This is a genomic window from Bartonella sp. CR84HXZ (assembly GCF_042194535.1).
Lineage (GTDB): Bacteria > Pseudomonadota > Alphaproteobacteria > Rhizobiales > Rhizobiaceae > Bartonella > Bartonella grahamii.
In genome coordinates, this window is the sequence record NZ_JBHIMY010000017.1 from 1 (window position 1) to 25295 (window position 25295).

17 protein-coding genes, 1 pseudogene and 1 riboswitch are annotated in these 25295 nt (G+C 38.3%); of the genes and pseudogenes, 9 read left to right on the plus strand and 9 right to left on the minus strand.

The window, feature by feature from the left end:
* Positions 1-263: 263 nt before the first annotated feature.
* The 3 genes from ACFIKD_RS07505 to ACFIKD_RS07515 all read left to right on the plus strand — a co-directional run bounded on the left by ACFIKD_RS07505 (position 264) and on the right by ACFIKD_RS07515 (position 3500).
* Entirely contained in the window at positions 264-656 is a 393-nt protein-coding gene (locus ACFIKD_RS07505) for a Fur family transcriptional regulator (protein ID WP_015856750.1), read from the plus strand.
* Positions 657-811: 155 nt separating this feature from the next.
* Positions 812-1906 carry an HlyD family secretion protein gene (locus tag ACFIKD_RS07510; RefSeq protein ID WP_375636469.1) on the plus strand — a complete coding sequence of 365 codons (1095 nt, stop codon included), beginning with the start codon at positions 812-814 and terminating at the stop codon, positions 1904-1906.
* Positions 1907-1928: 22 nt separating this feature from the next.
* Positions 1929-3500 (plus strand): DHA2 family efflux MFS transporter permease subunit, encoded by a 1572-nt coding sequence (locus ACFIKD_RS07515; protein ID WP_375647635.1) that lies wholly within the window; start codon positions 1929-1931, stop codon positions 3498-3500.
* 1100 nt (positions 3501-4600) lie between these two features.
* Here the strand turns inward: ACFIKD_RS07515 and ACFIKD_RS07520 are convergent.
* The 3 genes from ACFIKD_RS07520 to ACFIKD_RS07530 all read right to left on the minus strand — a co-directional run bounded on the left by ACFIKD_RS07520 (position 4601) and on the right by ACFIKD_RS07530 (position 9015).
* A complete protein-coding gene (locus ACFIKD_RS07520; RefSeq protein ID WP_375636465.1) occupies positions 4601-5185 on the minus strand; it encodes a GNAT family N-acetyltransferase in 585 nt (194 codons plus the stop codon).
* A 75-nt stretch (positions 5186-5260) separates the two neighbouring features.
* Positions 5261-6394, minus strand: a complete 1134-nt coding sequence (locus ACFIKD_RS07525; RefSeq protein WP_015856754.1) for a type III PLP-dependent enzyme — start codon at positions 6392-6394, stop codon at positions 5261-5263.
* 1703 nt (positions 6395-8097) lie between these two features.
* Positions 8098-9015: a rhodanese-related sulfurtransferase gene (locus tag ACFIKD_RS07530; protein ID WP_375647636.1), complete on the minus strand. Its 918-nt coding sequence runs from the start codon at positions 9013-9015 to the stop codon at positions 8098-8100.
* Positions 9016-9130: 115 nt separating this feature from the next.
* Between ACFIKD_RS07530 and eda the strand changes: the two genes are divergently transcribed.
* Positions 9131-9796, plus strand: coding sequence for a bifunctional 4-hydroxy-2-oxoglutarate aldolase/2-dehydro-3-deoxy-phosphogluconate aldolase (gene eda / locus ACFIKD_RS07535; RefSeq protein ID WP_375636463.1), 666 nt, complete (start codon positions 9131-9133; stop codon positions 9794-9796).
* On the opposite strand, the pseudogene ACFIKD_RS07540 reads toward eda, so the two are convergent.
* Both ACFIKD_RS07540 and ACFIKD_RS07545 read right to left on the minus strand, forming a co-directional pair.
* Positions 9775-10226, minus strand: a pseudogene (locus ACFIKD_RS07540) (ferredoxin--NADP reductase); the annotation flags it as partial. The gene eda and the pseudogene ACFIKD_RS07540 sit on opposite strands and share 22 nt — an antisense overlap.
* Before the next feature lie 15 nt (positions 10227-10241).
* A complete protein-coding gene (locus tag ACFIKD_RS07545) occupies positions 10242-11069 on the minus strand; it encodes a ferredoxin--NADP reductase (protein WP_375636462.1) in 828 nt (275 codons plus the stop codon).
* Between the two features lie 1101 nt (positions 11070-12170).
* Between ACFIKD_RS07545 and alr the strand changes: the two genes are divergently transcribed.
* Positions 12171-13286 carry an alanine racemase gene (gene alr / locus ACFIKD_RS07550; protein WP_375647637.1) on the plus strand — a complete coding sequence of 372 codons (1116 nt, stop codon included), beginning with the start codon at positions 12171-12173 and terminating at the stop codon, positions 13284-13286.
* Positions 13287-14914: 1628 nt separating this feature from the next.
* Here the strand turns inward: alr and gcvP are convergent.
* The 3 genes from gcvP to gcvT are packed head-to-tail and all read right to left on the minus strand — an operon-like array spanning position 14915 to position 19202.
* Complete coding sequence (gene gcvP, locus ACFIKD_RS07555) at positions 14915-17710, minus strand: aminomethyl-transferring glycine dehydrogenase (protein WP_375647647.1); 2796 nt, start codon at positions 17708-17710, stop codon at positions 14915-14917.
* Between the two features lie 5 nt (positions 17711-17715).
* A complete protein-coding gene (gene gcvH / locus ACFIKD_RS07560) occupies positions 17716-18084 on the minus strand; it encodes a glycine cleavage system protein GcvH (protein WP_273723568.1) in 369 nt (122 codons plus the stop codon).
* 5 nt (positions 18085-18089) lie between these two features.
* On the minus strand, positions 18090-19202 hold the full coding sequence (gcvT, locus tag ACFIKD_RS07565; protein ID WP_375647638.1) for a glycine cleavage system aminomethyltransferase GcvT: 1113 nt from the start codon (positions 19200-19202) through the stop codon (positions 18090-18092).
* Between the two features lie 137 nt (positions 19203-19339).
* A riboswitch (glycine riboswitch) is annotated at positions 19340-19437 on the minus strand.
* A gap of 447 nt (positions 19438-19884) precedes the next feature.
* On the opposite strand from gcvT, the gene ACFIKD_RS07570 reads away from it, so the two are divergent.
* The 4 genes from ACFIKD_RS07570 to ACFIKD_RS07585 all read left to right on the plus strand — a co-directional run bounded on the left by ACFIKD_RS07570 (position 19885) and on the right by ACFIKD_RS07585 (position 24072).
* On the plus strand, positions 19885-20547 hold the full coding sequence (locus tag ACFIKD_RS07570; RefSeq protein WP_375647639.1) for an LON peptidase substrate-binding domain-containing protein: 663 nt from the start codon (positions 19885-19887) through the stop codon (positions 20545-20547).
* Positions 20548-20560: 13 nt separating this feature from the next.
* Positions 20561-20767, plus strand: coding sequence for a Trm112 family protein (locus tag ACFIKD_RS07575; RefSeq protein WP_273788597.1), 207 nt, complete (start codon positions 20561-20563; stop codon positions 20765-20767).
* A gap of 629 nt (positions 20768-21396) precedes the next feature.
* Positions 21397-21777, plus strand: a complete 381-nt coding sequence (locus ACFIKD_RS07580) for a helix-turn-helix domain-containing protein (RefSeq protein ID WP_015856775.1) — start codon at positions 21397-21399, stop codon at positions 21775-21777.
* Between the two features lie 1263 nt (positions 21778-23040).
* Positions 23041-24072 (plus strand): aspartate-semialdehyde dehydrogenase, encoded by a 1032-nt coding sequence (locus ACFIKD_RS07585; protein WP_375644965.1) that lies wholly within the window; start codon positions 23041-23043, stop codon positions 24070-24072.
* Between the two features lie 281 nt (positions 24073-24353).
* Here ACFIKD_RS07585 and ACFIKD_RS07590 read toward each other — a convergent pair whose 3' ends face one another.
* Positions 24354-25001, minus strand: coding sequence for an SH3 domain-containing protein (locus ACFIKD_RS07590; protein ID WP_375644966.1), 648 nt, complete (start codon positions 24999-25001; stop codon positions 24354-24356).
* Between the last annotated feature and the right edge of the window lie 294 nt (positions 25002-25295).

Consider the following 25295-nt stretch of genomic DNA (forward strand, 5'->3'; position numbering starts at 1 on the left):
ATCATTTTTTACTTTTTTTTAAAATAAAATAACATAAACAACTGGTTGTATTTCAATACATTACACTAAAATAAAAAGCGTATAAAAAGTTCCTTGCTAGATAACAGCGGCTTTCAGATTATAATACCCCTCCCCTCACAACGATTGCAACTTTTCTTACATATCACAATAAGGCTAAAGATAGAGTACATATTCTATAATCACCATTGCATAAACCTCTTACACGCTTTATGCTTTGCCATAAGAGCAAAAGGAAGATGTCAATGTCATCTAAACTGACGCGTAACCAAACATTGGTTTTAAACACTTTAAAAAATGCAAAAGGGCCTTTAAGTGCTTATGCGATTCTCAATCACTTACGCGAAGAAGGTTTTCGTGCACCTCTCCAAGTTTATCGTGCGTTAGAAAAACTCGTACAGTTAAAGTGTATTCATCGTCTTGAAAGTGTAAATGCCTTTATGGTCTGTTTACACCCTGAAAACTGTCAACATGAACTTACAACGTTTATAATTTGCGAAAACTGTGGTACAGTCAATGAAATACAAAATCAAACGATTGTATCGAGTTTAAAACAGATGGTTCAAGCTGTTGACTTCCAAGCCCACAAAAGCACCCTAGAAGTACGAGGCCTTTGTAAAAAATGCGTAACAAAATAAGACCTTGAACTTGCAAGTTCATATTTTTAGCATTATGTTTCAAAAATCATCTTATTGCTTGAAAAGCTCTTATCGTCCTTGCATGTATATCACCCTAGTCTATAGTGATGGGTTTATTATACTCAGTGGAACATAAATATTGAAAGTATAAAATCATGTCCGTAACTGAGACAATTTTTTCAACCAAAAACTTCAATAAAACGCAACAAAAGAAAGTAATCAAAGCTCTTCTTATTGTCTTTGCACTTTCTGTGCTTTGGTTTAGCTATAAGTATATAACGCAATGGCGTTATATACTCTCCACTGACGATGCCTACGTGCAAGGGGATATAGCAGCTATTGCGACTAAATTAAATGGATATATTGAAAAAATTGCCATTAAAGCCAACCAAGTTGTAAAAAAGAACGATGTTTTATTTTACCTAGACAACGGTGATTATCAAATAGCCTTGGATCAAACAGACGCACATCTTAACACACAGAAAAAAACACTTCTACGCATTGATGCACAAATCACAGCCGCTCATAGTGCTTTAGATGATGCAAAAGCACAAAAAGCAGCCGCTTCAGCCATAGCAACCAATGCACAACTCACCTTAAAACGTGTAACAGAACTGAAAAAAAATCGTTATGCTCCTCAATCCGAGGTTGATGATGCCAAATCAGCTTATGAACAAGCCGTTGCGAATGTTAACAGAGCGGACGCACAAATGGCTGCAGCACGTGCGAATATCCGAGTGCTAGAAGCGCAACGAAGTGAAATAGAAAGCCAAACAAAGAGTTTAGAACTCACGCGTGAAAAAGCACAACGTGATCTTGATTCGACCGTTATACGAGCGCCATTTGATGGCGTTATAGGAAATTTAACAGCAAAAACGGGAGATTTTGTTGTAAATGGCCAACGTCTTGCGGCGTTAGTCCCCATACATGCACTTTATATTGAAGCCAACTATAAAGAAACACAGTTGCAAAATATTCACGCAGGACAAAAGGCTTATATTGCTATTGATGCATTCAAAAAGGAGTTTTTTACAGGAAACGTGCTTTCTATTTCGCCCGCAACAGGCGCTGTTTTTTCTCTTTTGCCTCCACAAAATGCTACTGGTAACTTTACAAAGATTGTCCAGCGCATTCCCGTACGTATTTCTATTCCAGAAGAAGTCTTAAAAACCGGACATATCCGAGCAGGGATGAGTGTTTCAGTGAAAGTTGATACACGTACAAAGCCACAAGATAAAAGTCTCTTATAACAAAAAAGTAGAAGATCTTACTATGACATCTTCCATACCAGAGCCCATACAATCTCAAGAACGCATCGGAATGCACAAAATTATAGTTTTTATTGCTATGTCTTTTGGCATGTTTATGGCAATCTTAGATATCCAAATCGTTTCCTCTTCTTTAGCTGAAATTCAAGCGGGTCTTGCAGCAAGCTCTGAAGAAATTTCATGGGTTCAAACTTCCTATCTCATCGCTGAAGTCATCATGTTGCCGCTTTCTGGATTTTTAGGACGATTGCTTTCAACACGTGTTTTCTTTACCTTATCAGCTATCGGTTTTACGATTACTTCTGTTCTTTGTGCAACGGCAACATCTATTGGAGAGATGATTTTGTATCGCGCACTACAAGGTTTTATTGGTGGTGGAATTATCCCTAGTGTTTTTGTTGCCTCCTATGTCCTTTTTCCTCCTTCCAAACGTCCCATTGTTACCCCTATCGTCGGACTGGTCGCAACATTAGCCCCCACCATTGGTCCAACCGTGGGAGGCTATATTTGTCATCTCTCATCGTGGCATTGGCTCTTTCTCATCAATGTGCCCTTCGGGATTATCATCTCAATTCTCGCTTGGAAATTAATTGATTTTGATAAAGCTGATCCTTCTTTAATGAAGAAATTTGATTGGTTAGGCCTCATTTCTATGGCTACTTTCTTGGGAACTTTAGAGTATGTTCTAGAAGAAGGAGCTCGTCATGATTGGCTGAGTGATAGGCTGATTCGGAATTTTTTCATTATCATGATTCTTGCTGCAGCCTTATTCTTCTGGCGTGCTTTTACAGCAAAAGAACCCATTGTAGATCTCTCTACTTTTTCTAATTTTAATTTTTCTGCTGCATCCATTTTTTCCTTTGCACTGGGAATAGGTCTTTATGGACTCACATATCTTTATCCTGTCTATTTAAGCCAAATCCGCCATTATGATGCCCTCATGATTGGAGAAACATTGTTTCTTTCAGGATTCGCCATGTTATTAACTGCTCCGCTTGCTGGATTTCTTTCAGCCCGAATGGATGCACGTTTAATGATGGCAATAGGACTTTTGGGTTTTGCAATAGGCACTTGGATGGCGAGCTCTATCACAGATAACTGGGATTTTTGGCAACTCTTTTGGCCGCAAGTTTTCCGTGGTGCTTCTGTGATGTTATGTATGGTTCCTGTTAATAATATTGCCTTGGGAACACTCCCGCCAGAACGAATGCAAAATGCTTCTGGACTCTTTAATCTCACACGGAATCTAGGTGGTGCTGTAGGGCTTGCGATTATCAGCACTCTCATGACAAAACGCACAGACTTCCATTATGAACGAATAGCCGAAACGCTTAACCACGCAAACAGACAAGCAACTGAAATGCTTTCAAAGCTTACTTTATTTTTCAAAACAGAAACCTTTGATTCGTATACTCTTGCTCTTTCTCAATTGTTTGGTATGGTACGCATACAAGCAACGATTATGGCTTTTAGTGATATTTTCTTTATTATGACCATTATCTTTGTTATTTTGACATTTATGACCATTTTTCTTAAAAAAATACCACCTCTCATGGATGCACCACCAAGTCACTAAGCTTAATTAAAATTGAGAAATATTTTTTATCTTTATCACCTTCCTCGCTTCCTATGCACTTTATCTCTTCTCAAGAGACAGTATAAATCAACATATGATTCTAAATGATTCTTCTGATAAAAATTCTTTTCAATGCGGGCTCTTTACGCACTTAAAAATAACTTCTCGCATACAAGAATTGTTTTGGATGATAATAAACAAAGAGCTTATCTAAAGTGCTCCACACCATAAAGATAAAGCAGCTATTTCTATAGGATTTTTGATTTACCACCGTAGGGCAAAAAACATTAAAACAATATTTGCGCCTGTCATTAAATCTCTCATCTATCTACCCCCCCTTTTACGCTACTATCCTCATAAAAACTATTCTGTAAGATTCTTTGCCCTTCACTCTTTTGATTCTCACAAGAATATTCATAAAAGATTGATGATTCTTGTGATTTTTATTCATTCACCTATTTCCCTTATAATATGTAGGAGAACATTTTTTTGATTCTGGATACAAAATTTTACATGAGAAAATCATTTTGTATTTGATACTCTCATGCCAATTGCAAAACGATCTACCTTTATAGCAAAAAAAAATAATGATATATTTTTTTCAAAAAAGTTGCTTTTGAACATATAATTTTATTTTTTATACTCTTTGAACAAGCGCTAAAATTGTATAAAATTTCTCAAAATGTCTCTCTATTGAATCAATCAAAACTATTCCCTTGCACATAAAAAGCAAAGAGATAAAAACTGCTTAAGAAAAAAGTAAAATATCCAACCGTTTCGATGCATGATCTACCAACGATATTGAAAACTGGAAAACTGCATGATGATACCGGCTTTAAAAGAATACAAGACCACTCAAAAATCCGGTTCCTTAATATTATAAAACAGGACGCTATTCCAAAAAAATGAGCTTTAAATATATTCCTACTCACTTAACTGAAATTATCAAAAATAAGAAACCAGCCACATAAAGAAAAAGCCATATAATAAAATCGCAATACAACTCCCCAAAACTTTGTACCGCTAAATACTTTGGCACTAGTCAGAATAGTATGCTCCCCTCAACGCCAGCTGTTGAAAAACAAATTTAAACACTATCTTCAAGCCACTTTATGATGCTGAAAACGATTCGAAACTTCTCGTTCTCCACTAGGAACTAAAGTGCCATAACACCCAGAAAGATAATGTGGTATCAGTTCCAACGCTTGAAAGCGATGCTTTTCATAAGGACCAGGCATTGCCAAATTTTCTGTTAAACTATTTGAAAAGCCAAAACGTTGATAAAATTCAAAATCCCCTACCAGCAAAATGGCGCCATATCCCAATTTTTTTGCTGTTTCAATTGCGTGGCGGACTAAAATTGATCCTATTCCCAGACCAGCACATTCAGATGCGACAGCCAAGGGACCCAAAAGTAAAGCATGTTGTGTTTTATTTTTTCCTTTAGAAAAAGAAACATGCCAAAGACGGACACTTCCCACAAGCTCTCCAAGCGCATTTTTAACCACAAAAGAAAGTCCTTGAGCAGCTAACCGACCACGACGTAAAGCCTCTGATGATTTACGTTTACGTCCATACCCCATCGTTGAATCAAGCAAAATTTCTCGATAAGGCTTATCTGCTTCTTGCTCCAATAAAAGTGTAAAACATGCCCCATCTTTTGTTTGAAAATTCATCATGTTCATCTCAATGATCGCCCTCTTATAGCGCCATGACGAGCATAGCAAAAAATCTAAAAAACCTATAGTTAAAAGGAAACCTCAGATCACATATGATCGTAAAGGCTCAAAACCATTAAAAGCAACCGATGCGTAAGTTGTTGTGTAAGCACCCGTCCCATGAATCAATATTTCATCTCCTATCGTTAGGGATAGAGGAAGCGGATAAGGTGTTTTTTCATAGAGAACATCTGCCGAATCGCATGTTGGTCCAGCCAAAATACAAGGCTCCATAACCTTATCATCATGAGGTGTCTCAATAGGATAACGAATGGCTTCATCCATAGTCTCAGCAAGACCATTAAATTTTCCAATATCAAGATAAACCCATCGTACATTATCATTATCAGCTTTTTTAGATATCAGAACCACTTCTGTACGAATAACACCAGCATTACCAACCATCGCACGCCCAGGCTCAATAATCGTCTCAGGAATACGATTACCAAAATGCTTTTTCAATGAATCAAAAACTGCTGTACCATAAGCTTGTTCTGTAGGGACATCTTTCAAATAACGCGTTGGAAAACCGCCCCCCATATTCACCAACCTCAACGAAATGCCTTCTTGTTCCAAACGCTTAAAAACTGTAGCAGCATCCGATAAAGCACGATCCCACGCACTCAGATCAACCTGCTGAGACCCAACATGAAAAGAAACACCATAGGCTTGCAAACCCAATTGGTGTGCCCGTCTTAGAACATCAACCGCCATAGCAGGGACACAACCGAATTTGCGTGACAATGGCCACTCTGCACCTTTTCCATCGGTAAGAACACGGCAAAAAACACGTGCTCCTGGAGCAACACGCGCAATTTTTTCCACTTCTTCAACACAATCAACTGCATAAAGTGAAACACCCAATGCATATGCTCGTGCAATATCACGTTCTTTTTTAATCGTATTCCCAAAAGAAATACGCTCTGACGTTGCTCCTGCTTTTAAAGCCATTTCAATTTCTGCAACAGAAGCCGCATCAAAAGAAGATCCTAAAGAAGCAAGCAAACGCAAGATTTCAGGTGCTGGATTTGCCTTTATTGCGTAAAAAATACGCGACTGCGGCAGAGCTTTTTCAAAATTTAAATAGTTGTCACGAACAACATCAAGGTCAACAATTAAGCATGGACCTTCAGAACGATGTGTTGCAAGAAAATCGCGAATACGTTGCGTTGCCATCTGCAATTCTCCTTGAGGGAAAGCTCCCCCACTCTATGCTTGGACAGCCAAAACTGCCAAAAGCTAAAGGACAAAAAACACACAACAACTATCCCCATTCTGATTACAAAAAACCAGAAATTAGCATTGTATGCAGCGAAAGAACAGCGCGAAGCCGCGTCATTCTATTTTATCTGCCTTTTTGATTGGAGTTGAGAAAACCACTTCCGCACTGAAGGCAATGAGGTGTGCCTCTATAGTTATCCCAGTATTTAAAACTGGAAGACACCAGAAAGGCCCGCACCGTCGTTGCTTCAAGATGTCCTCATTCTTGCAATTGGCTGTAAGAATGACTGGAGCGGTTAGTTCCAGGTACCGTACCGGTTAATCTCACCATTTGAGAACCAGCGGACACCCACAGGCACGTGCGACTTTGGGCAATGCATCCTATAAAACGAATTCTTGCTCATTTCAATCATTTTTTTAATTTTAAACATTTTTTAATTCTTAAAGATAAAATGATGCGAAAAAACAACACTCTCTTCCACCAGACAAAGCTATCCATCCGCTTTCATGAGATGACACCCCTTACATCATCCGTGCAACATAAATCACTGTCTTGCTTTTAAAGCCCCTCATTTCTTTGCCCTATTCTATCTCCTAATATCCGCAGCAGAAAATAACGCAAAGTAAATTACTCAACACATTAATTTATAATGATAATTTATTATTTTGCCCTTAAACAACAATCTCATCATAAAATTCTCTTATTTCAACCCTCTTACAATGAATTCGTTAAGATCATTCTTTTGCGCATTACAAATAAAAAACAACTGAAAAAAGGGGAACCTCTTATATATCCTCTCAAATGCAAGGATGACCAACATTGAAAACTGGGGATAGTAACGACTGAAGCACTATCATTTTTAAAGATAACGATGTCCTTCCTCCAACAAATACCATTATCTTTCTTATTGACATCCTAAAAAAACATCCCTGTTTCCACATTCATTTCACAGCATCGCTTAAGCAAAATATCATGAAAATTCCCCATATAATATAGCTTGTGTAGTATAGATTAACTACATCGCACCCTCTTTATACTTATGAAAGTACAAGCCTGTGCCCCCATTCTATCTGCCAACTCCCAATATTGCAGAAACTCCTACATTGAAATGTTTCATAACACCTTATCTAAAATGATTTTTGTCCACACGTTTCTCCCATTTGTAACGTACAGGTGAATGAGTTTTAGGTGATTTGTTCTCATCTAATTTGAAAGCAATAAAGTTCACAATATTTAACTCTTTTATTCAAATAAAAATAATTTATCATTATAAATTAATGTATTATATTAAACTCTGGAATCATAAACTCCTATTATCATTTTATTTTTCCCACCTAGCATCTGCTTTTTCATCTCCTCTTATTAATCACATCTTATTCATACGCTTTTCTCTTAAGCTATGAATCTCCCTCCCCTGCGCTGTTGGTGAAGAAAGTTTCTATTTTAAAATGAAAAGTATTTAAAAACTCAATCCTATAAAATGTAAGGAGAGCAAACGATCTATAATGATTATTTATAAATCAAATAATTTAACATAGACAAAAAGACCGAATAATATCCGGTCTTATAGAATATTTTTCTACCAATATCAAAAAACTCTTTTCTCTTAAATTTAAGAGAAAAACGCTAAAATTTACAGCCCTACACTGCGCTATCCTTATGTCCCTTGATGAGAATCAATAGCACGCAACTTCAACAATTGAAACTGCCTATGGCGCTCACGAAAGCGCTCTCTATCGGCTTCACTACGCGTGTTATAACAAGCATCACAGGAAACACCTTCCTCATAATGAGACGATAATTTGCTTTCAGCATTAAGAGGAGAACGACACGCGCGACATAATTCGCGTCTACATTCTTCAAGACCATGTTGAACAGAAACACGCTCATCAAAAACAAAACACTCACCCCACCATAAACTTTCCTCTTTTGGAATTTTTTCTAAATATTTTAAAATACCTCCTTTTAGATGGTACACCTGCTCATAACCAAGTTCACGTACATAAGCTGTTGATTTTTCACACCGAATACCGCCTGTACAAAACATAGCAATTTTCTTTTTCTTCTTTAAATCAGCTTCATGTTGACGCACCCATTCAGGAAATTCGCGAAATGTTTTAATCTGCGGATCAATCGCTCCTTGAAAACTCCCAATCGCATATTCATAATCATTACGCGTATCGATCAAAATTGTCTCTTCATCTTGAATAAGAGCATTCCAATCTTCAGGATCCACATAAGTACCAACAACTTTTAGCGGATCAACACCTTCAACCCCCATTGTCACAATCTCTTTTTTCAACCGCACTTTCATGCGATGAAAAGGCATTTTTGATGCCCATGAATATTTAATCTCCGGCGTTTGAAACGCTGGCTCAGCCGTAATAAAATCCACCAATGCCTCAATCGCAGCACAAGAACCAGCAACCGTTCCATTAATTCCCTCTTGTGCTAAAAGCAGAGTGCCTTTGATATCCTTTGCTTGACATAAATCCTGCAAAGGTTTTTGTAATTGATGATAATGCTTCAAATCTGCAAAGCAATAAAGTGCAGCAACTTTAAAATTCTTTTCCATGTGTTTTGCCATAACGCGCGTTTCATTCAATTTCAAGATTTATTCATGTACTCTTTAACATATTGTGCTTAATCAAACGATACAAATAATATCATCTCCAAGAAGAAAAAATATCATGTGCCAAAAAAGAGAAAAGCTTTTAATATATCTCCAAGGACAAACTGTTATACCTGTTTTACTCATTGACAATCTACAAAGTGCTGTACCCTTAACACGTGCTCTTGTCAAAGGTGGATTAAAAACAATTGAGATCACCTTGCGAACACCAAATGCCCTCAAAGCAATTCAGAAAATTACACAAGAAGTCCCTGAAGCAATTGTTGGAGCCGGAACAATTCTCAACACAACACATTACGAAAAAGCCGAACAAGCGGGAGCCAAGTTTATTGTAAGCCCCGGATTATCAAATGAATTAATCAATTGTGCAAAAAATAGTGAAATTCCCCTTCTTCCCGCTGCAATGACCCCAAGTGAACTCATGCAAGCATTAAACAAAGGCTATTCATATCTCAAATTTTTCCCAGCTGAAGCCGCTGGAGGTATTGCCTTCATCGAAGCTTTAGCATCTCCCTTCTCTGATATCCGGTTTTGCCCAACAGGCGGTATTACACAAAAAAGTGCAACACAATGGCTCCAACTGCCTAACGTCTTCTGCGTTGGCGGTTCTTGGATAGCGCCCCAACAACTCATTGCAATAAGTGATTGGGATTCGATTACTGCATTAGCATATACTGCATCACAACTTCCCTCTCCCTCGAAAAAAGCTCTTTCTACAATATAATGTAAAATGCAAGAACATCAGCCCCTTCAACAAGACCAAAGCTTTCACACATCCTTGCGCAATCTTTAACATTGTCATAAAATCACAAATCATCACCCGATCTTCATCGAGATGAATTTAGGAGAGTGCTATTGTTTCAAAGCCGCTTGTTTCAAAAAAGCACCTACTCTCCATAACAGTCGTAATACGCCCCATATGCTCAGAAAGCTCACGAGTGGTCATAAAATAAAATTTCAACTGTTGTGCATATACTCCAATGAGTGGATCTTGTTGCAAAGAGGAAAAAGATCTTTTGCATAAATTAACTCATTCTGCTCACGCATTATTTAAAGTAAGGACAACTTCTGAAAATTTTTCATAAGTGCCAAGATCACGAATAAAGCTTGCAAAAGGAAAAAAAACCGTACCGGTTTGAAAGAAGATAAAGCCTCAACTTTTCCACTCATTACTCCACAAAAGCGCGCTCTACAACATAAGTAGCAGGAGCATTATTAGCCCCTTCAACAAGACCAAAACTTTCACACATCCTTGCGCAATCTTTTAACATTGCCATGGAACCACAAATCATCACCCGATCTTCATCAGGATGAATTTTAGGAAGTCCAGTTGTTTCAAAAAAGTCCCCACTTTCCATAACAGTCGTAATACGGCCCATATGCTCAGAAGGTTCACGAGTAGTCATAGGATAGAATCTCAACTGTTGTGCATACTCTCCAATGAGTGGATCTTGTTGCAAAGAGGAAACAAGATCTTTTGCATAAACTAACTCACTCTGCTCACGCGTTGTTTGAATAAGGACAACTTCTGAAAATTTTTCATAAGTTTCAGGATCACGAATAAGGCTTGCAAAAGGAGCAACCCCCGTCCCAGTTGAAAGAAGATAAAGACGTTTTCCAGGAATAAGAGCATCAAGAACCAGTGTTCCTGTAGATTTTTTACGCATGAGAACTGTATCACCAATTTTAATTTTTTGGAGATGCTCGGTTAAAGGTCCCTCTGGAACTTTTATCGAAAAAAACTCAAGCTGTTCATCCCAAAAAGGACTTGCAATCGAATAAGCGCGATAAATCGGCTTTTCTGCATTTGGCAAACCGATCATAACAAACTCACCCGAACGAAAACGAAAACTATCCGGACGATTCAAACGAAATTTAAATAACCGATCTGTATAGTGACAAACCTCTTGGACAGTAAGGGCGAACACATTCTCAGGAATCGGAAAATTTGCAACGCTACTGATGTTTGACGGAACATTGGTAGCAGACGTATTCATACTCTTCCCCATATTTTATTGAACGTTAAATTTCGAATCCTTGACGTGATATAGTACTTGCATAACCATCTGCCAACAATTTTCTTAAAACAAAAATCTCAAGATTAACACTTTATTAAACGAATGAGGAAAATACGAATACAAATCACATTCAAAGAAAAACAAAAACATTGAGTATTAAACAATCACGGTACTCTTTTCCCCTTTAACACATAATGCATATTTCCATTGTAACGCTATAACACTCTCTCGCTTAACAAAACTTATAACCTAAAACCTTCAAATAAGAGAGATAAAATTTTTGTTGATTGAACGATAACCGCACGAATCTTCAACAAGATTTCCGGCATTACATCTATTGTTTTCGTTACTGACCTTTTTACACTGCGCTTTCCATAAATATCCATAAATAAAAGAGTCTAACGCGCTCTATAAAGCGATAAAATTGATTTCACTAAAAACCAATCAAACAATAGAAAGTAAATATTGGATACCCAATCCATCTTGAAAATCGACAATATCCAAATCAACGGGCTTTCTAAATCAACAGTTTTTAATATATCAGAAAGTGTTTACACACTGTTTTCTATTTAACAAAAATAACTTTAAGTGCATGAGACGACATCCAAAATTGCACAGATAAGTGATCTTCCCCCCATGATAGAAAACTTGTAATGCATTGATTTAGAGTGGTTAATTTAATCATTTTACCTTCTCTGAATAAGCAGCCAATGCAATGTTTAATCAAAACAATCGCACCAGCAACAACAGCCTAATATTGCACTCTTCAAAATGATACAATACAATAAACTATGTTCTATTTTTTATATGCCTCAACTAGGGAAAATAAGTAAAAAACAAAAGTCTATGTCTTACAAATTATTAGAAGATACCGTGTTTCTAACAACACAAATAAAACTAAAATATCTCTTATATCCAGAGTAGCATTTTACATAAAAAAACGACTTTAATGGTGCGTAATTCAGTATAAGCTCCTTATGATTTTAACCATAGAAAGTAGTGTCTTTCCCTATATCGTAAAGAACCTCAATGAAATAACCAAAAAACTCCGTATTTCACGAACACAGATAAGCTTTTAAAATGAAAAAATCCGTTAATGATGAAATCAATACATCACTCTATGTAGCTGTAGCAACCATCAATGTCAGTGCCATTGTTTCCAATTATATCACTTTAGCCAAACGTGTAGCTCCAACACAATGTTCAGCAGTTGTAAAGGCAAATGCCTATGGATTAGGAGCTCACAAAATTGCTCCTGCCCTTTATCAAGCTGGTTGTCGCACTTTTTTTGTCGCCCAAATCATAGAAGCCCTCCAATTAAAAAGCATCTTACCATCACATGTCACGATTGCCGTTCTGAATGGACTTCCACACTTAGCAGAAGAGTTTGTCGCACAATCTGGTATTGTTCCTGTTCTAAACTCTTGGAATGCCATTGAAAATTGGCAAAAAATTTGTCAAAAAAAAGATAAAAAATTTCCAGCAATTGTTCAAATCGATACCCATATGAACCGATTAGGACTGGATCAAAAAGAATTACAAAAACTCATCAAACACCCTACAATTTTCGAAAAAGCAGAAATAAAATATATTCTCAGTCATCTTTCTAACGGAGAAGATGATACCCACCCATCCAATTATGCCCAATTGGCTACTTTAAAAACCATCCTTGCGCAATTGCCTGCTTGCAAAGTTTCCTTTGCCAATTCTGGAGGTATCTTTCTAGGATCAGATTTTTATTTTGATCTTGTTCGCCCCGGCATTGCACTTTACGGAGTTGATCCGCGGGGGAAACACCCATCACCTCTGAAACCTGTTTTAAAACTTGAAGCCCAAGTCATTCAAAACCGCGTTGTTGATATAGGCACACCTGTTGGTTATGGAGAAAGCTTTATAACCAACAGACCAAGCACTCTTGCAACCATTTCTATAGGCTACGCAGACGGCTGGCTCCGTGCTCTTTCGAATAAAGGAACAGTTTATTTCAACGGGTATAAACTTCCCATGGTTGGGCGGGTTTCTATGGATTCCATTATTGTAGATACGACCGATCTTGATCAAAAACCTCAAACAGGTGACTGGGTAGAACTCATTGGACCCCATCAAACACTTGAAAGAGTATCTATAGATGCCGATACCCTTCCCAATGAAATTCTAACATCTCTTGGCTCCCGCTATAAATACATTTACACATAAAAACTCTTTAAAGAAATAAATTGATAAAAATCATCATTTTAGAAAATTGAGGGTTTTTTATGAAAGATTTTACAACAATCAATCACATAGAATGATCATAGACACCGCACATTCACAGAAATCTCAAAATAGACAAGTTGATGAACTGTTTTATGGAAGTAGCTTTCACCCAAAATACAAAAGCTTAGCCTTTTTCCCACAAATTGACAAAAAAGAATCTACTGCAAAGTTTTTAAAATTAAATGCCCAATTAAACTAAAGTATTAATTCTCTATATATCAAACAAAACATCCAGTCTCATAAGTTTCTCTTATTTTCAGTTTTGTTCATAGTGAAGCAATCAAAATCATTCGCTTGCATACCACAAACTGGACTATGTATAGATAAAAATGATTTAAGAAAGGAATAATACCTCTTATGAACCATCTCAAGTACCAAGAGCTATAACATTAAGCGGCTGGCAAAGTGTATGATAGTGCCAACTTCTTCCTTCATAGAGCGTAAAGATTGGGAGCTCTCTCAATAGATTTATCGTTGTACCATTCACGAGCGCCGTCGCGAAATGGGATTGGGAGCGAAATGTCTCTTTAAAACAAACACGTGAATTAACAACCAAAGTATATTCTTTTTGGAGTGTTCTGTTTTACATGAGGGTATCCCATTAAGAACACAATAAATAAAAGCATGGGACAATATGTAATCCCCATTATAAAAAAACATTGCTTTAGATGCTTCTGAAAGCCGTAAAGCTGAATTAAAAGGAGATGACAAACTGAGGATTGAGTTTCACCTTTACGGCTTTATATTTCTCTGAAATTAGATTGTCTTCCAGTTTCAAAGATTACGTCAACAGAAATACGCAATCCCCTCGCCATCATCTGGCATACAAAAGCTTGAACTACTCATAAAGCTCTTTTTTGTCTCAATCTCTGACTTAAAACATGTCGCTGCGTTAAGTTTGGATGTGGATTTACAGGCAACAGCTAAAACACACGGGCTCTTAAGAAAACAACGCCGTAAAGTCACAAACTGACCTACAATGGATTGGAAAGATGTGCCGGCTTTTTATAAGACACCCTGTAAAAAAACAACCATAATACATTTGGTTTTGCATTTACTCATTCTGACAGGTGTTCTTACGTATTTTTGCGTCATATTTATAAAAAGCAGATTAAAGAGAAATATTTAGACAATGCTTGACTTAAGAATATGCAACAACAGAGTTTCGCGGGGCTTTATCATCAGATAACACTAAATTTGATTTTATTCTTTCTGCAACCGGTCGTAGTCACCTTAGTGAGAGTCGTATGTCACAACACATGCAACAGACTGGACCCTATCCCCCGTAGGTTTCACTCTCGTTTACGTGAATTAGCTGGCTAGACCGATGCGCCTAGTCACTAAAACCATGTCATACGGTAGAAGGCAAAGGAGAGCATGCCTATTGCCCACAAAACACAGTTTTTTGTCGACTTTTCCGATTTTTCTCATGTTATAAAAAACTATGCAAAATTCTAGAAAATAGACAAATAACTCCATAATAACATGATCAATAAGTAAAAAACCCACACAAAATGTGTGGGCTTTTTTGTTTATGTAAATAAACAAAGTAAATACATATTTGTTATTTAATAGGTATTTCCCAATGGCGGACACGAACAAATGAGCATTCTGTCTCCCGCAACATTATCAATACGCGATACAGGAGGCCAATATTTACTGGCTGGATCAAGAGAACTGTTGGGAAAAGCAGCTTCTTGTCGCGAATAGGGTCGTTCCCAAGCATCATCTAAAGCATCTGCCACTGTATGAGGGGCATTAACCAACGGATTATTGTCTTTTGGCCAAATCCCACGACCAACTTTCTTCGCTTCTTCAGCAATAGAGAGTAAAGCATCACAGAAACGATCAATTTCTGCTTTTGGTTCTGATTCCGTTGGCTCAATCATCAAAGTTCCCGGAACAGGGAACGACATCGTGGGCGCATGGAATCCATAATCAATGAGACGTTTTGCAATATCATCAACACTCACCCCATACTGCTCTTTCAACACACGTGTATCCACAATACATTCATGAGCAACACGTCCATGCTTGCCCCGATAAAGAATGGAATAAGCGGGTGAAAGACGTGCAGCAATATAATTGGCATTTAAAATGGCTATTTGTGTTGCATATTTTAAGCCATCAGCCCCCATCATTCGAATATACATCCATGTAATCGCAAGAATAGACGCACTTCCATAAGGAGCTGCCGAAACCGCATGTGTTGTCCCATCCTGTTCATGCCCTGGTAAGAATGGTTTGAGATGCGCTGCAACTCCAATTGGTCCCATACCAGGACCACCACCTCCGTGGGGAATGGCAAATGTTTTATGAAGATTCATATGACAAACATCAGCGCCAATATCTGCAGGACGAGCAAGCCCCACAAGCGCATTGAGATTAGCACCATCGAAATAAACTTGTCCGCCATTTTCATGAATAATAGAACAAATTTCCTTAATGCTTTCCTCATAAACACCATGTGTTGAAGGATAAGTAATCATGAGAGCAGCCAATTTATCCTTATGCAATTGCGCTTTCATTTTGAGATCGTCTACATCAACATCACCATCGCTTAAACATTTTACCACAACGACTTCCATACCTGCCATATGTGCCGAAGCTGGATTGGTACCATGCGCAGATGCAGGAATAAGACAAACTGTACGTTGATGTTCTCCCCGTGATTGGTAATATCGTCGGATAGCCAAAAGCCCCGCATATTCACCTTGAGCACCAGAATTTGGCTGAAAAGAAACTTGCGCAAATCCTGTAATTTCACACAACCATGCATTTAACTGATTAATCATCTCTAAATAACCCGCTGCATCCTCTTGTGAAACAAAGGGGTATATATTGGCCATACTAGCCCAACTTACAGGCATCAATTCAGCCGCCGCATTAAGCTTCATTGTACAAGAGCCAAGAGGAATCATAGCACGATCCAGCGCCAAATCCTTATCCGCCAAACGACGCAAAAAACGCATCATATCTGTCTCTGAATGAACCGCATGAAAAAAAGGCTGGGAAAGAAAAGCAGCATTCCGCTTTTTACCAAAGAGTCGTGGAGAAACCTGATCGCCTAATTGTGCCCCAAAAAGCTGCGCTAAAGCACAAGCATCTTCTTCTGTCGATAATTCATCAAAATTGATTGCAATGGTGTCATCATCGAGAACACGAATAAGGCGTCCACTCATTTTGGCTTGATGTGCAATCTCTTTCGCTTTTCCCTTCACAACAATGCTTACACAATCAAAAAAAGATTCTCCTTCACAAAAAACACCTGCAGCCTCTAAACCAGCAACAAAACGACATGTTAAATGATGAATTCGCTGCGCAATTTCTTGTAAACCTTTCGGCCCATGCCAAACAGCATAAGCGGTTGCCATATTAGCCAACAAAGCCTGTGCTGTACAAATATTTGACGTCGCTTTATCGCGCCGAATATGTTGTTCACGTGTTTGCAAAGCTAAACGAAAACCAACACGCCCTCTCGTATCCACGGATTGACCAACAATACGCCCTGGAATAAGACGCGTTAACGCATCACTCACTGCAAGGTAACCAGCATGTGGACCACCAAAGCCCATTGGAACGCCATAACGCTGCATAGAGCCAACAACAATATCTGCCCCCCATTGAGCAGGTGGCTCCATAAGGGTAAGCGCTAAAGGATCAGCCACAACGATAACTAAAGCTCCTTTTTCCTTTGCCTCTTTTATGATCTCACTGTAATCATGAAAAGCACCTTTTGTATCTGGCCAAGACAAAACAATTGCCGCTGTATTAGAACAAATTTTCCTCTCTGGGCTGATACAAATACCTTGTGTTTCAGCACGCGTTTGCGCAACACTTAAAGTCTGAGGATGTAAAAGACTCTGAAGAGAAATCTTCGTCTTTTTCTCACGGGAAAAGCGAAAAGCGAGGGCATTGGCTTCAGCTAAAGCTGTTGCTTCATCAAGAAGGGAAGCAGCAGCAACAGGCAAACCTGTGAGTTCACTCACCAATGTCTGAAAATAAAATAAAAGTTCTAAACGACCTTGGCTAATTTCTGCTTGATAAGGCGTATAAGCAGTATACCAAGCAGGATTTTCAAACAGATTTCGTAAAATAACTGGGGGCACATGAGTCCCATGATATCCTTGCCCAATAAAACTTTTGTGCACACAATTACGCTCCATCATCTTGGAGAGTTCTTCCAAGGCTTGTCCTTCACTAGCAGCCTTTGGTAAATTAAGTGAACGTCCCAAATGGATAGAATGTGGAACAGCTTGAGAAATGAGTGTATCAACACAATCAAGCTCTAAAACATCAAGCATTTTTTGTGTTTCATCAGGACGCAGCCCAATATGTCGAGAAGAAAAAGAACGCTCGATCATGATACTCATCCAATCAAAGCCTTATAAGCATCTTTATCCAACAACCCTTCCAGTTGTGTCTCATCCTGCAATGTCATTTTCCATAACCAGCCTTCTGTTTCGGCTTTCTGATTTACCAATTCAGGATTATCAGCCAATGCTTCATTTATTTCGACCACTTCACCATCAAGAGGAGCATAAACATCTGAAGCGGCTTTCACCGATTCCACAACAGCAGCTGCCTCTCCTTTGGAAAGTTTTGTCCCACTTTGTGGTAAATCAACAAAAACCAAATCTCCTAATTGCTCTTGCGCATAATGCGTAACCCCAACAGTCACCACTTTTCCTTCAACGCTAAGCCATTCATGGTCTTGTGTAAAATAAGTTTTAGACATAAAAATCATCCTTTAAAATAACGTTGTTCAACAAAGGGAAGTGAATGAACTGATAATACAATCTTTTTGCCTCGCAGTTCTGTAAAGACTTGTGTCCCTTCAACTTTACAATCAACAGAAACATAACCCATCGCGACAGGACCATCAAAAGAAGGACCAAAACCACCTGATGTTACAACTCCAATCTCATTACCTTGATCATCAAGAAGCACCGCACCAGCACGAATAGGTTGGCGCGTTTGCGGTTTTAATCCAACACGACAACGAGCAGGCCCTTTTTGCAGCGCTTCAAGAAAAGCCTTCGCGCCATAAAATTGTGCTTTTTCTCGAACACTTTTAGGAACAGCCCATGTTAGAGCCGCATCAATAGGTGTCGTATCAGGGGTAATGTCATTTCCATGCAAACACAGCCCTGCTTCCAACCGCAAGCTATCGCGTGCTGCAAGTCCAATCCACTCAACACGAGAATCACTCAGCAATTTTTCAGCCAACATATGCGCATGCCCTATAGGCAAAGCAATTTCAAAACCATCCTCTCCCGTATACCCAGAACGCGTTATAAACCAATCCTGTTGTGGTTCGAATCCTTGCATAAAGAGCAATTCATTCCCTGGCAAATCGGCATCAGCAAGAACAGCGGCCGCTTCAGGACCTTGAAGAGCAAGCAATACCCTTTCAAGAGCAATCACTTGACATTCAAAATCAACCGCACGCTTTTCCAATTCTACAAAATCAGCCTGTGCATTCCCAGCATTAGCGACCAACATAAAACGGTCCTCTTCCAAACGGGTAATGATAAGATCATCAAGAATACCAGCCTGCTCATTAAGCAAGTAATTATACCGTGAGTGCCCAATCTTTAAAGCTGCTGCATCAATAGGAAAAGCATAGGACAAAAATTCCACGGCTTGTGCCCCTTCAACGGCAATCAATTTCATATGAGAAATATCAAACAATCCCGCATGTGCACGCGTATGAAGATGCTCTTTCAAAACGCCAAGAGGATACGTTAAAGGCATGTTCCACCCCGCAAAAGCGCCAAATTTTGCTCCTGCTTTTTCATGCATATCATATAAAGGAAGTGTTTTTAAAAAAGATGTTTCTTGTGCTGTGCCCATAATAACTCCAAAGCTGCGCTAACGCCCACAGAATATGACCGTCTCTGCACCCCTCTGTCATCAACCTGAGAGACTCGCGAAAAAATTTTTCGCTTACACCTTCGGCGCGGGCTCTCCCGACTTTCCAGATCTGCCTTCTTCCTTTTACGGTCCTTAAAGCCTGAGAGATTATGGGCTATTTCCCCTTCGGCGGCAATGCGAAAATTCGCAATCTGCACTCTCCCGCAAAAGAATGAAAGAAACGATAACGCTCTTTCCAGCATGCCCTAACCTATAACCTATCTTTATCACACTGTCATTAGTAAAGTGATGAAAATATTCTCATTTTAAAACTTGCGTAAGCTGCTTCAAAAGATTTATAATAGTATCCTTTTGAACCTTACAAAAACTGCAAGGAACACATTTTAGGAAATTTAAGACAAAAATCAAAAGCTATAAACAAAAATACCTCTTGAAAATCATGCAAAACGTCACACACTAAAAAGATCGCAAAGCAATATTCTTTCTCGCGCAGTTCAACCTTAAAGATAGGGTTTCATATTCTTTTTTTAGAATAAGGACTTCAAGTATTTTATAAGTATGATTTTAATGTACAAGAAGTAGGTTTTCTGCTTTCTCAATAGTGTCATAAATTGCGACTATTTACAGACTAAAACTACCGAACAAAGGTGACAAAATACTCATGAAAGCTGGTAATATCTCTTACAATTGCGAAAATGATCTTCCAAAGCAAATTGCCCTTTTTCCTTTAGAAGGTGCACTCTTACTACCCGGCGGTTTTTTATCACTCAACATTTTTGAACCAGAATCACTTGAAATGATTGAAAACGTTATGGTAACTGATCGTCTATTGGGCATTATTCAACCACTTTCATCGAACACAGACCGCTTCTCTACACAACTTTATAAAACAGGCTGTATAGGGCGCATTACAAACTACAGTGAAACAGGAAATGGACAACTATTCATTATCTTACAAGGTATTTGCCGCTTCACCTTAGAACAAGAATTGACAAACACAAAATCCTATCGAACAGCTCTCATCCAATCAAACATAAAAGACTTGCAAGAATTTGATGTTGAAGAAAGCATTAACCGAGAGAGCTTACTCGACGTTGTAGAAAAATATCTAACCATACATGAAATGGAATATAATTGGAGCAGTATCATAGAAGCCCCTACACCTATATTGGTTAATGCTTTTTCAGCTCTTATCCCCTTTACACCAGCAGAAAAGCAAGCTCTCCTTGAAGCTCCAGATATCGAAAGCCGTGCCCAAACTCTTCTTGCATTAACAGAACGCTCACTCATGAAACAAACAGGTACAGATTACCGTTTAAACTAATAAACGTCAAAACATGAAAAAAATGACCACAGACCCCAAAATGCTCGAATTACTCGTTTGTCCAATAACGAGAAGCACACTCTCTTACAACCGAGAAACACAAGAGCTCATTTCTCTCAAAGCCAAACTTGCCTATCCTATTCGTGATGGCGTCCCCATTATGCTTGCCTCAGAAGCGCGCCCTTTGCAAAACGATGAAAAAATAACCTATAAAAAATAAGAAAATTTCGTTCATTTTTTCTGGAGAAAGCTGTTATCAATCACTGCTCTATGAAAAGCTCTCTTTTGCTTGTGCAATCTTTTTAATATTGGTGCTAATCCACCACACGCCAGCACCAGCATTCTCTTTACCAACTCCCCTCTTTACCAACTTCCAATGTTATACTTACTCTAAAAAGTCTTTTGCTTCTAAATGCGAAAAGACGCTTCCGTTTTTATACAAAATAAAGGATAAAGTCATATAGTTACAATTTTAAACATACCCCATAATGATCACCAAGAAATTGTCCTAAATTTCATCAAAATAAAGGGATGCATTGCAACAGTTGCATGTAAACTTTGCAAAAAACAACCAAAACAACTGCTGTCACTCTGGTTGACGATTTAAAGAAATTACCCTATGAATGAGACTTGTGTTTTTGGTCGTATACGCGACGATCAAATAGGGTCTGGAAGCCCGAAAAACTCAAACTAGAAATAAAACCGCTTTTTGCGGATATCCCGGAATTTCCGGGGGCTCTTGTTATGTCCAAGTGCTCTCAGCACTAAAAGCAAGAGGCTGTTTTGAGTCAGCACTTCCAGACCCCGGAATACTAATGCGAGGGCGCTCGCAACCGGAGGGGGAGCAAAGTGCGAGCCAAAAATCTACATTTTTATGACATTTCTTTAGGCAAAAAAATTCGCTTTAGAAGAAACCTCATGGGTTTTTCTCAAAAACAATTAGGGAGTCATTTGGGCGTAACATTTCAACAAATTCAAAAGTATGAGAAAGGTTTAAATCGCGTAAGTGCAAGACGTTTACAAGAAATTGCTCATATATTAGATGTTCCCGTTTCCTTCTTTTATGCTGATAACACAAAAAAAGAAGATCCCCTCTATCATTGTGATGACAGAGTAGAAAGCAAAGCAGAATATTTACTTTTGAAAAGTTTCAGAATGATGACCCGCAAAAAACAAAGGGCTATTTTGCAGTTGATTTCTGGTGAAAAAAATGGCCCCTTATTTTCATAAATTCACTGAAAGGACAATCAACGTCCTTAATAACATTGAAAAGAATTTTGACTGTCTCCCCACACCTCATGAGAACGAAATTTCTTAAATCTAATCTGGTCTGTAAATAGTCCGAATTCTAACGAGTTTAACTTAGCTATAGCGCTTTGATTCATAATGATAATCTAACGTTATGTATATTGAATGAGTGTCTCGAATATCGTAAAATTCTTTCATTTCAAACTTGTTCTATATTGAATCAATCAAAATCACTTATTTGCACATTACAAGCAGAGTTAGCGTGTGAGTAAAAATGTACAAAAAGGCATACCTCTTAATTGAATCGTCTCACATACCAAGAACTGTAGCCACATTGAGTGCTGAAAAAATGTATGATGGTGCTAACTTACTCTTTTTTTTAAACATTAAACATGGAGGTGTTCAACGGCTTTCCACTCATATAATCCACTTGAAACAAAAAGCTCGCCAAACAAGCCTAAGAACATTCCCACGCACTAAAAAAATACTTAAATATATCAAAAAAGCTTAAAGATCTTATACCACCATACTTCAAATGACGATATTTTACGGCATAACAGGATTAAAGTAAAAATAAGACACGAAAAACTATATGTATAACTTTCATAAGAATTTATTTATATAATGGATACTTAAGTTTATCTTGTTGTGCCATAAATTCTATCATTTAAGGTATGAGAATATGAAGCATGCATACCTCCTTGAAACATTCAAATGTTTTTTAGGCGCCAAATGTCTTTTTAAATATTTTTAGACTTGCTTGTTGAGCCTTAAGTTCAAGTGAAAAATGGGAAGTCGCTAAAAGTAACCGCTAGAATCTGGCTGTTTACAGACTGTAATAGGAAGCTTCGCTTTTAAAGGCATAGGGAGAAGATCAAATACTTCAACACTTAACAGATAAGGTATTAAAAGATTCCCCCAACGCAATACGTAATAGCATCCTTAAAAAATTCAAAAGTGTGAAGGTAAACAATTGACAGAAGATATGGAATTCACTTAATTAAAGTGCTCTCTAAAAGAGATAACAGTTTCGCGTACAATATTCAATTTTTCAATTCTGAAAGATTAAAAAGACGTATCATTTGAAATAAAACAACTTATTGTGCTGCTGATGGTGATTGATGTGTACAAAATTGAGTTGTTGAAAATCAAAAATATAATTTAATGATGTTCCTTGACCAACTCACTCTCTCCTGAGTATAGCACGGGGAATAAACGTGGAGAGACATGAGGAGTATATAGAAAATGAGTTTTAAAGTTGCAATTGTCGGCGCAACCGGAAATGTTGGTCGTGAAATGCTTACAATTTTAGAGGAACGTGGTTTTCCTGCGCATGAAATTGTCCCTCTAGCATCACGACGCTCATTAGGACAAGAAGTTTCTTATGGAGATAAAACTTTAAAAGTAAAAGCACTGGATACTTACGATTTTTCTGACACAGATTTTTGTCTGATGTCTGCGGGAGGAAGCATTTCCAAAGAATATGCTCCTAAAATCGCTGCCGCTGGCTGTGTCGTCATCGATAATTCCTCCACGTGGCGCTATGATTCCAATGTTCCGTTGATCGTCCCTGAAGTCAATGCCGAAGCTATAAATGCCTTTTCTAAGCGTAATATTATAGCAAATCCTAATTGTTCAACAATTCAACTGGTCTTAGCTTTAAAACCTCTCCATGATGCTGCAATCATTAAACGTGTTGTTGTCTCTACATATCAGTCGGTTTCTGGAGCTGGTAAAGAAGGAATGGACGAACTTTTCGAACAATCACGTGCTGTTTTTGTTGCTGACCCAATTACATCAAAAAAATTCACTAAACGCATTGCCTTTAATGTCATTCCTCATATCGATGTTTTCATGGAAGATGGTTATACAAAAGAAGAATGGAAAATGACTGCTGAGACGAAGAAAATTCTCGATCCGAAGATTAAATTAACAGCCACTGCTGTTCGTGTCCCTGTCTTTATCGGTCATGCCGAAGCTGTCCATGTTGAATTTGAAAAACCACTAAGCGTATCTGAAGCACAAGCGCTTCTCCGCGATGCTCCCGGTTGTCAGCTTATCGATAAACACGAAGATGGTGGCTATACCACACCTTATGAATGTACCGGAGAAGATGACACCTTTATTAGCCGTATTCGTGAAGATATTACCGTTGAAAATGGTTTAGCTTTCTGGGTTGTCGCCGATAATTTAAGAAAAGGAGCAGCATTGAACGCAGTTCAAATTGCTGAATTGCTCATTTCTCGTAATTTGATAAAGCCTAAGTCCGTAAATTAACGCCCTGTCCGAAAGGATAAAGAGCCTTAGCCGGTCTGTCAAAAGTCCGGCTTCTCTTCAGTAGGATCTTCCCCTGCTGGAGATTCATATCACCAGCCTAAAGGACTGTAATTCGGGGTATTGACAAATTTTACTCTGAATATCCATGAATACCTCGCCACCTTAATTAATCATCGCAGTCTTAATGCCATTTTACGGTACAATAGGATCAGCAGCATAAGCATTTTTTGCTTCATGCTGCTGATCCTTTTTATCATTCCGGTTGTGAAATTAACTTACCCTTATCGAGCAGGATAAGTCACAACACGGTAACGTGTTTCATTACGTTCAAAATTTTTATAATTGACATTATCAGGAAAGAAGGGGTTATAAGCATTTACGTGCTTTACAGAAACTCCTTGTGCTTTGGGCGAAGGATTTAAAATTGTCCGTTCATCTCTTTTTTTGACACCTGTAGAATCGATAATCATATCTGTTCTGTAGAGTTTTTGTATGTTTTTCCGTGTTTTTTGAATCGCCGGAAGAGCTTTAAAACCAGAAACAACCTGTTTTACTTTTTCTTTTTTTACTTTTGGCGATTTTCTCATAGCATTTGGCTTTACTGGCATCTTTGTAAAAGCAACGGTAGGAACATTGTTGACATTGACATAACGTGCAGATGCCCAACCAACCTTTCCGTGATAACCAAGAGAACACCAAGTTTTATTGGATAGACAGCCATAAATTTGCACTTTTTCTCCCATTGGAACCATTGAGATCACTTTGTAAGCTGTCGCAGGACCTGTGCGTAAAGATACCTGACCTGAAGCAACACGAGCAACTGTTCCTGCAATGGTTCCAGCTTCCGCGTGAGAAGCAGTCACAGCCACCCCCGACGCTCCCAAAGCCCATAAAATCATTGTTGTTGATAAAAATTTCTTTCTTAACATTATTTTTCTTCCTCTCTCAAAACATGTGAAGGGCAAAATTTCGCCTTTGCAAAAATTTGCCGCGGTTAAATCCAATGATCAGCAACCTTTATTTCCCGCCCAAAAGCCCCCTCAACATTGCAACAAAATCTCTCTTTATTCCCCTTATTCCCCCTCTACACGAACACGGCCTTTTGATCTTGATTGCGCAGTATGCTCCTCATAAATTTACAGCTAAAGCATCATTTGATTATCTGGTCCTTCAACCAATCGTCCCTTAAAGAAGTTTTTAAAGTGTTATTGGTTCCCTCAACA

Coding starts and splice junctions, on each gene's coding strand:
- ACFIKD_RS07505 (WP_015856750.1), top strand. CDS start 264: ATGTCATCTAAACTGACGCGTAACCAAACATTGGTTTTAAACACTTTA.
- ACFIKD_RS07510 (WP_375636469.1), top strand. CDS start 812: ATGTCCGTAACTGAGACAATTTTTTCAACCAAAAACTTCAATAAAACG.
- ACFIKD_RS07515 (WP_375647635.1), top strand. CDS start 1,929: ATGACATCTTCCATACCAGAGCCCATACAATCTCAAGAACGCATCGGA.
- ACFIKD_RS07520 (WP_375636465.1), bottom strand. CDS start 5,185: ATGAACATGATGAATTTTCAAACAAAAGATGGGGCATGTTTTACACTT.
- ACFIKD_RS07525 (WP_015856754.1), bottom strand. CDS start 6,394: ATGGCAACGCAACGTATTCGCGATTTTCTTGCAACACATCGTTCTGAA.
- ACFIKD_RS07530 (WP_375647636.1), bottom strand. CDS start 9,015: ATGGAAAAGAATTTTAAAGTTGCTGCACTTTATTGCTTTGCAGATTTG.
- eda (WP_375636463.1), top strand. CDS start 9,131: ATGTGCCAAAAAAGAGAAAAGCTTTTAATATATCTCCAAGGACAAACT.
- ACFIKD_RS07545 (WP_375636462.1), bottom strand. CDS start 11,069: ATGAATACGTCTGCTACCAATGTTCCGTCAAACATCAGTAGCGTTGCA.
- alr (WP_375647637.1), top strand. CDS start 12,171: ATGAAAAAATCCGTTAATGATGAAATCAATACATCACTCTATGTAGCT.
- gcvP (WP_375647647.1), bottom strand. CDS start 17,710: ATGATCGAGCGTTCTTTTTCTTCTCGACATATTGGGCTGCGTCCTGAT.
- gcvH (WP_273723568.1), bottom strand. CDS start 18,084: ATGTCTAAAACTTATTTTACACAAGACCATGAATGGCTTAGCGTTGAA.
- gcvT (WP_375647638.1), bottom strand. CDS start 19,202: ATGGGCACAGCACAAGAAACATCTTTTTTAAAAACACTTCCTTTATAT.
- ACFIKD_RS07570 (WP_375647639.1), top strand. CDS start 19,885: ATGAAAGCTGGTAATATCTCTTACAATTGCGAAAATGATCTTCCAAAG.
- ACFIKD_RS07575 (WP_273788597.1), top strand. CDS start 20,561: ATGAAAAAAATGACCACAGACCCCAAAATGCTCGAATTACTCGTTTGT.
- ACFIKD_RS07585 (WP_375644965.1), top strand. CDS start 23,041: ATGAGTTTTAAAGTTGCAATTGTCGGCGCAACCGGAAATGTTGGTCGT.
- ACFIKD_RS07590 (WP_375644966.1), bottom strand. CDS start 25,001: ATGTTAAGAAAGAAATTTTTATCAACAACAATGATTTTATGGGCTTTG.